General features: G+C 72.0%; 9 protein-coding genes. 3 read left to right on the top strand and 6 right to left on the bottom strand.

All coding sequences use genetic code 11. The features are described from left to right. Positions 1-154: 154 nt before the first annotated feature. Both VAE46_RS00680 and VAE46_RS00675 read right to left on the bottom strand, forming a co-directional pair. A complete protein-coding gene (locus VAE46_RS00680; RefSeq protein WP_322794976.1) occupies positions 155-526 on the bottom strand; it encodes a hypothetical protein in 372 nt (123 codons plus the stop codon). A 185-nt stretch (positions 527-711) separates the two neighbouring features. Beyond that, positions 712-1,665, bottom strand: coding sequence for an LLM class F420-dependent oxidoreductase (locus VAE46_RS00675; RefSeq protein WP_322794975.1), 954 nt, complete (start codon positions 1,663-1,665; stop codon positions 712-714). 113 nt (positions 1,666-1,778) lie between these two features. Here VAE46_RS00675 and VAE46_RS00670 point away from each other — a divergent pair, with 113 nt between their 5' ends. Further along, a complete protein-coding gene (locus tag VAE46_RS00670) occupies positions 1,779-2,723 on the top strand; it encodes an alpha/beta hydrolase (RefSeq protein ID WP_322794974.1) in 945 nt (314 codons plus the stop codon). Positions 2,724-2,852: 129 nt separating this feature from the next. Here VAE46_RS00670 and VAE46_RS00665 read toward each other — a convergent pair whose 3' ends face one another. The 3 genes from VAE46_RS00665 to VAE46_RS00655 form a co-directional block, all read right to left on the bottom strand. Continuing rightward, positions 2,853-4,013: a Fic family protein gene (locus VAE46_RS00665; protein WP_322794973.1), complete on the bottom strand. Its 1,161-nt coding sequence runs from the start codon at positions 4,011-4,013 to the stop codon at positions 2,853-2,855. Between the two features lie 100 nt (positions 4,014-4,113). Continuing rightward, a complete protein-coding gene (locus VAE46_RS00660) occupies positions 4,114-4,560 on the bottom strand; it encodes a DUF6691 family protein (protein ID WP_322794972.1) in 447 nt (148 codons plus the stop codon). A gap of 12 nt (positions 4,561-4,572) precedes the next feature. Further along, positions 4,573-5,076 carry a YeeE/YedE family protein gene (locus VAE46_RS00655; RefSeq protein WP_322794971.1) on the bottom strand — a complete coding sequence of 168 codons (504 nt, stop codon included), beginning with the start codon at positions 5,074-5,076 and terminating at the stop codon, positions 4,573-4,575. Between the two features lie 166 nt (positions 5,077-5,242). Between VAE46_RS00655 and VAE46_RS00650 the strand changes: the two genes are divergently transcribed. Both VAE46_RS00650 and VAE46_RS00645 read left to right on the top strand, forming a co-directional pair. After that, complete coding sequence (locus tag VAE46_RS00650) at positions 5,243-5,605, top strand: CZB domain-containing protein (protein WP_322794970.1); 363 nt, start codon at positions 5,243-5,245, stop codon at positions 5,603-5,605. 81 nt (positions 5,606-5,686) lie between these two features. After that, positions 5,687-6,661 (top strand): hypothetical protein, encoded by a 975-nt coding sequence (locus tag VAE46_RS00645; RefSeq protein WP_322794969.1) that lies wholly within the window; start codon positions 5,687-5,689, stop codon positions 6,659-6,661. Here VAE46_RS00645 and VAE46_RS00640 read toward each other — a convergent pair. Then, positions 6,654-7,465: pentapeptide repeat-containing protein (locus VAE46_RS00640; RefSeq protein ID WP_322794968.1), on the bottom strand; the 812-nt coding region annotated here is incomplete at its 5' end. The genes VAE46_RS00645 and VAE46_RS00640 overlap by 8 nt on opposite strands.

The following is a 7,465-nucleotide window of genomic DNA, read 5'->3' as shown; positions in this document are numbered from 1 at the left end:
GGAGCGGGGAGCCGGGAGCACCGCCGCCGCACGTCCGCCCCAGGAGCGGGGAGCCGGGAGCGGGGAGCCGGGAGCACCGCCGCCGCACGTCCGCCCAGGGAGGTGGGAGCTGGGAGGTTGGAGGTTGAAGGTGGAAGCAGGGAGCCGGGAGGGGTCAGGCCGCGCGGCCGAACCAGCTGAAGGCGGTGACGGGGTCGTTGGGGCCGATGGGTCGGCGAATAGGGAGCCAAAGCGGGGAGAGGATATTTTCGAGGCGGCCGACGCGCGGGAGGGATGGTCGGGTGGTTTCCCAGGCCCCGGGGGCGGCGGCAGCGGGCGGCGGGACCGCCTCGGCCGGGGCAGCGGCTGCCTGCTCCTGTTCGCGTTCAGCGCGGACGCGGAGACCCCACGCCTCGAGGGCGGCGACGATGACCTCGAGCGAGGGGTCGCCTTCGATGTAGAGGACGCGCCGCTCTTCGCCAGCGAGCAGGGTGGCGGCCGGGGTGGCGACTTCTTCGGGCCGGGGGAGCGGGTGAAGGTGGCGCATCGTCGTATTGCTGTAGACGGCAGCGGCGGCGGGCCGAAACAGGCCGCCTTCAACCGGTTCGGTAACTGCCGGGTGGCGCCCAGGAAACGGCGGCGCTGAATCGAAAACTGCGTGTAAACCGCCTGCGAACCGCCGGCAAATCGCGCCCCGTGTGACAGGTCGGGGGCGACCGGTGCATGGCGGGGTCAGAGGGCGCGGGCGGCGGGCGCCACCTCGGCGGCGAGGAACTCGGGCACGGTGTCGTCGTCGAAGAGAAAATGCTGGAACTGGACTTCCTGGAGCCCGTGCCGGGCGTACTGCTCGAGGGCGGCGAGGATGGCATCCCTGCCGCCGACGATCATCCCGCGGGCGCGGAGGCCTTCGCGGTACTGAGCGGGGGTGGTCCCGGCGGGTGCGCCCCACATCGACATCATCCGCAGGGTGGCGCGGTCGAGCGTGGCCTCATCGGGGCCGATGACGGCGAAGGTCATCAGCGAGCGGCGGATGGTGGCGGGGTCGCGGCCCTCGGCCTCGCAGTGGCGTTCGAGGACGGCGACCTTCGCGGCGTAGGCGTCGGGCGAGAGGTTGACCGCGTTCCACTCGCTGGCATAGCGGGCCACCAGGCGCAGGGTCTTTTTCTCGCCGCTGCCGCCGATGAGGATGGGCGGCCGGCCGCTGGCGGGCTTTGGCAGGCAATCGGCGCCTTCGAGCCGGTAGTAGCGGCCCGCGAAGCTGGCGGGCCCGGGCGCCCAGAGCCGCTGCATCACCTGAATCGCCTCTTCGAACCGGGCGAACCGCTCGGAAACGGGCGGGAAGGGGATGCCGTAGGCGCGGTGCTCGGCTTCGTTCCAGCCGGCGCCCAGCCCGAGGACGAAGCGGCCGCCGCTGAGGAGGTCGACCTGGGCGGCCATCCGCCCGACATCGACCGGCGAGCGGAAGGTGACGGGGGAGACGAGCGGCCCGAAGCGGATGCGGGTGGTTTCGCGGGCGGCCACGGCGAAGGAGAGGTAGGCCTCGAGCGAATCCTGCTGGGGGCCGATGAAGTAGTGGTCGGAGCGGAAGAGGGTGGGGAAGCCGAGGCGCTCGGCGAGGCGGAGGATGTGGAGCCAGCGCTCCCAGGTGAGGCCGTTCTGGCCTTCGACCATGAGCCCGATGTCCAAGGGGGTTGCCTCCGGGGGTGTGGCGGAGATGGTACGCCAGCGGGCCGTGCGGCGCTTCCCGCGCCGCGGCGGGCGGGCTACGATGCGCCCACCCTGGCGGCAGGAGAGCAACGATGGATGCTGCAGCCCTGCTCGACCCCGAAATCGCGGAAGCGCTGGCGCACGTGCCGCGCTTCGATGGCTTTACGCCGGGGGAGCTGCCGGCGCTCCGGCAGGCGCGGATCGACCAGCTGGCGCTGGTTCAGCTTTCGGATGCGGTGGAGCGCCGGGAGCTGCGGGTGCCCGGGCCGCCCGGCGCGCCGGAGGTGGCCATCCGCGTGCACCGTCCGAAGGGCGCCGCGGGGCCGCTGCCCTGCCTCTTTCACATGCACGGGGGCGGCTACGTGATGGGCACCGCGGCGATGGACGACCTCCGCTTCGACCGCTGGTGCCCGGCGCTGGGCTGCGTGGGGATCTCCGTGGAATACCGGCTGGCGCCGGAGACGCCCTACCCGGGGCCGCTGGAGGATTGCTACGCCGCCCTCCGCTGGACGTGGGAGCACGCGGAGGAGCTGGGCATCGACCGGGCGCGGCTCGGCATCGGCGGCGCGTCCGCAGGCGGCGGGCTGGCAGCGGCACTCGCCCTGCTGGTGCGCGACCGCGGCGAGTTCCCGGTCGCCTTCCAGCTGCTCATCTACCCGATGCTGGATGACCGCATGCTGACCGTCTCGAGCCGGTGGGAGGTGCCGATCTGGACGCCGCGGGCGAACGAGGCGGGCTGGCGCGCCTACCTCGGGGAGCGGTACGGCCGGGAGGTGCCGGCCTACGCCGCGCCGGCTCGGGCGGGCGACCTCTCGGGGCTGCCGCCCGCCTACGTGATGGTTGGGGCGCTCGATGGGTTCCTCGACGAGGATGTGACCTATGCGCTGCGGCTGCTGCACGCCGGGGTGCCGACGGAGCTGCGGGTATACCCGGGCGCGCCGCACGGGTTCGATGGGCTGATGCCGGGGACGAAGCTGGCGCGGAAGGCGCGGCGGGAGATGGAGGAGTGGCTGGCGGAGCGGTTCGCGGGGGGTTGACTCGCCACCGATCGATGTCCCGTAAATATCGTCGTCATTACATCTGACGCAGAACCTGAAAGGTTCAGTCAGAAACCTTTCAGGTTTTCGCCGGGATGGCAACAACCTTTCATCTGTTCAGGTGGGTGATCAGGTTTCAGCCTTCGCCGGTGGCGTTCTGCCGTGCAGCACCATGAGCAGCTCCCGCGCGACGTACGCCTGTGCCCCGCTCACGCGCCCCATGGTCTCGACCGCCCCGATCTCGTGCAGTATCCGCAGCGCCTCGGCGGCGGCGGGTCGTGACGACCCCGTGTGCTCCTGGACGACCCTGCTCGTCAGGACCTGGAACTGCAGCAGGAGCGGAAGGGCATCGCGGGCGGTGGGCGATTTCGAATGCGCGCGCAGCCGGCTGCCGTAGTCGGCCATCAGCCGGGACACCTCTTCGAAGCGCTGGCGCGTGGCGTGCGCCTCGGCGAGCGCGCCCTGGCCAAAAAACGCGAACCATTCGAGCCATTCGTTGTGGGTCGAGACGCGGAGGAGGCGGGTGAAGTACTCGTCCCGGCGTTCCGCGAACCAGGCGCCGAGGTAGAGCAGCGGCCGGCGCAGCAGCCCCCGACGAACCCAGAGGAGGGGGATCAGCGCACGCCCAAGCCGCCCATTGCCGTCTTCGAACGGGTGGAGCGCCTCGAACTGGTAATGAAAGGCGGCAGCATCGTAGACCGGCCCGTAGGTGTCCTCTGCTGCGAACTCGAGGAGGTCCGCCATCGCCGGGGGGACCTGTTCGGGCGGGGGAGGGACGAAGCGGGCGGTCTCGGGGTCATCCCCTGAGCGGCCGATGACCACCTGGCGCCGGCGGTACTCCCCGGGCGACCGTTCGCTGCCCCGGCCGGTGCCCAGCACCTTCTGATGTAGCTGGCGGATCAACCACTCGCCGAAGGCGACCCCGTCCTCCAGGTGGCGGATGCCAAGGTCGAGCGCCTCGGCGGTGGCAAGGACTTCCGCAACGTCGTCGCTCGGCGAGCTGCGCGCCACCACAGCGGAGAGGACGTCCTCGATGCGGGTATGGGTCCCTTCTATCTCGTTGCTCAACCGGGCTTCGCGGAGCCGGAGCGGTCCGACCGCCTGCTCCACTGAGAACGCGGAGGCAGCCGCCTCGAGTGCGCCGACAGCGTTGTGCACCCGCCGGTCGAGCGCTTCGAGCTCCCGGGGCAGCCGGAGGTCGCGCGGGATTGGCGGTGGGAGGAACGCCACTCCGCCCGGGATGGCGACCAGGTGCCCGCGCTGCGACTCTGCAAAATCGTCGTGCCTCACATGACGACAGTACCAGAACCTGAAAGGTTGGGCCAGAAACCTTTCAGGTTGTTGCGGGGGTGGCAACAACCTTTCATCTGTTCAGGCGGGTGATCAGGGTTCAGCCTTCGCCGGTGCCGACGGCGAGCGGCGGGAGCCGGAAGGGCCGCACCAGACGCGGGTAGAGCGCGCCGAACGCCCCGGCACCCACCAGCACGCCGGCGAAGGCCGCCAGTGCGTAGAGCTTCCCTTCGCCGACGTTGACGAGGACCGGACCGGGGCACATGCCGGTGATCGACCAGCCGATGCCGAAGAGGATGCCGCCATAGAGGTTGCCGCGGTGGCCGGCCTTCCGTTCGATGACCAGCGGCCGACCGGTGAGGGTTCGGCCGTAGCGCTTGAGCAGCCAGAGGCCAGGCGCCGTGATGGCAACGGCGGTGCCGATGATGCCGTACAGCTGGAACTCTTCGAACAGGAACATGCCCTGGATGTAGTTGTAATCGGCCGCGCCGGAGCGGCTGAGGATGAAGCCGAAGGCGACGCCGAGGAGGAGGCAGAAGAGCGGCATGGCACAGGCCCCTTAGAGGATGACGCGGTAGAGGAGGTTGGTGGTGACGGCCCCGGCCGCCATGAAGCTGACGGTGGAGACAAGGCTCGGGAGCTCCAGGTTCGAAAGGCCGAAGATGCCGTGCCCGCTAGTGCAGCCGCCGGCGAGCCGGGTGCCGAAGCCGATGAGGACGCCGCCGATGAACATCCAGGCGACCTTGCCGGCCGGGCCCCAGCCGATCTCGGTATCGAACATGCCGAGCGCCCAGGTGGGCTCCCAGCCGCCGCCGAGGAGGGCGGAGAGCAGCCCGCCGAGCAGCAGGCCGCCGAGGAAGGGCAGCCGCCAGGCGTTCGAACCGCGGATCGCCTCGCGCCGGAAGTAGGGGGTGGAGACGACGAGCGAGCAGGCGTTTTCGAAGCCGGTCGAGACGCCGAGCCGGTTGCTGGTCACCCAGAGCAGGAGGAGGGTGACAGCGGCGATGCCGGCGCCGGCGAGCGCCCAGTGGATGGGCTGGAGGTCGTTGAGGATGAGCGGCATGGGCGGGTGCCTCCCGGTACGTGCAGGTGGTCCACAGCGTACGCCGGGCGGTCCCACGCGAAAGGGCTCAAGCCGCTTTACCGGGCGGCCGATGATCGTGGCGGAGCCACTGAGTGAACGCTCAGTCGGCCCGCGAGAGACCACCTGCGAGGAGGACCCCTGGTATATGCCCGTCGACCCGAATGTTGTCTTGAAGGCCATCGCCGCCCACGGCCAGTGGAAGCAGCGGCTGCGCGACGCCGCGGCGACCGGCAAGAGCGATTGGAAGCCTGAGATCGTTCGGACGGACAACAACTGCGACCTTGGCAAGTGGATTTACGGCGAGGCGAAGACGGCGATGCCGGGCCACCCGGTCGTAGAGGAAGTGCGGAAACTCCACGCGGAGTTCCACAAGGAGGCGTCGACCATTCTCGACCTGGCGCTGAAGGGGAAGAAGGCGGAAGCCGAGGCGGCGATGGTCCTCGGTTCGAACTACAGCAAGATTTCGACGGCGCTGGTGAACGCGCTGAAGAAGCTGCAGGCCGCCTGACGGCAGGACGGGCCAGCCGGGCACCATTCCCCCGGCCGGCTGGCCGGTCACGCGGAGCGCCCGCCGCGGCATGCTGGGAGCATGAACCGCCGGCGGGCGCTCCTTGCTGCGGTGCTGCTGGCGCTTGGCGCCGTCCTCTCCGGGGGCTGCGCGGGTGCGGCCGGGACGGCTGTGGGCGGACCTCCCGGCGGAGCTGCTCCCCCGGACCGCGGGACCGTGGCCTACATCGACCGCGAAGGGTGCATCGCCTGGGTGCCTCTGGGGGCTGGGACGGCCGGGCGGTTCTGCCCGGGCACGCGGGCGGCGGTCTCGGCGATCACCTGGCTGGATGGCGGGGTGCTGGCGTACGTGACGCCGGAAACGCAGCGGAGCGGCTGGCTCGGGCTGCGCATCGCCACGGGCGAGACGTTCCGGCTCACGCCGGAGGAGTCGCCGCGCATCGTGCAGGTGGGCGCGCCGCAGTTCTATTCGGTGCGGGGCGAGCGGATCGACATCGTGGACGGGGTGCCGGTGTGGACCTCGGCCGATGGCGCGGAGCAGCGGGCGCTGCTGGCGCGGAGCCCGGGTTCGAGCGGGTTTTCGATGGTGACCTGGGCGCCGGACGGGCGCGGCGTGGTGCTGGCCGAGGGCCCGGAGAAGGCGCTCTGGGTGGTGGGGGTTGACGGCTCCGGCGCGCGGCGCATCGCGGCGGCCAGCCGCGAGATCGTTTCGTGGTTCGTGCCGGCTTCCGGGGCGATGCCCCACGCCGACCTGACCTGCACGCTGCCCTCGGAATCCACGTACCGCTGCGAACCGGCGCCGTGGCAGCCGGCGGAGGGCGCGGAGGCGGCGGCCGGGGGCGAGGTGGTGCTCAGCTGGTCGCTCTGCCCGGGCGCGACCGGCTACGAGCTCGAGGTGACCGATGCCGCGGGCGCCGTGGTGCTGCGGCGGGTGACGGCTGCCCCGGCGGTGCGGGCAGTCTTCCGGGCGCCGGGCGAGCTGAGCTGGCGGGTGCGGGCGCGGATCGGGGAGGACGCGGGGCCGTGGGGTCCCGCGCGGGCGCTCATCGTCAGGTAGCGCCCGGCCGCGGGCGGATGGAGCCGTCGGGGAAGACGGTGCCCTCGAGGCGCCCGCGGGCGATGAGCCTTGGCGTGATGAGGGCACCGGTGAAATCGGCGCGGGCAAGGTCGGCGTAGTCAAGATCGATGCCGGGGCCGACCGCGCCGGCGAGGGTGGCGCCGGCCAGGCTGGCCCGGCGGAGGACGGCCCCGGCCAGGGCGGCGTGGGAGAGGTCGGCCTGGCGGAGGATGGCGCCCTCGGCGGCGGCGTGGGAGAGGTCGGCCCAGCGGAGGCTGGCCCCGGAGAGGTCGGCGCCTTCCAGGCGGGCGCGCCGCAGGGAGGCGGCTTCGAGGTCGGCGCCCTGGAGGCGTGCGCCGGAGAGGTCGCAGCCGGCGAGGTCGAGCCCGCGCAGGTCGGCCCCGCGGAGGTCGGCCCCGGCGAGGCTGCGCCCCGCTTCGAGCACGTGACCGTTGACGGTGACCGGGCCCTGGCGGGAGCCTGCGGGCATGTGGCCGGGGCGGGGGTCGAAGGCGGGGCCGGTGTCCCCGGGCGGGGCGGCGCCGTCCCGGGCGGCGGCGCGGGCGGCGTCGTAGGCAGCGCGGAGCTTCGGGTCGCCGAGAATGGCCCAGGCATCGCGCAGGCGCTGGCGCTCGCGCGTGAGCTTTTCGGCCGATGGTTTGGAGGCGAAGAGCTCATCGGCGAGGGTGCGGATGGCGTCGCGGATGGCCTCGCGGGAGGCGAGCGGGTCGACGCCGAGGATGCGGTACCAGTCGATGGCGGGGTCGATGCGCGGGGTCGCCGCCGGGTCGCGTGGCGGGGGCT

It is taken from the genome of Tepidiforma sp., assembly GCF_034433535.1.
Taxonomy (GTDB): Bacteria; Chloroflexota; Dehalococcoidia; order Tepidiformales; family Tepidiformaceae; genus Tepidiforma.
Note: the sequence above shows the minus strand (reverse complement) of the source record. Positions and strands in the feature narration are given on the sequence as shown.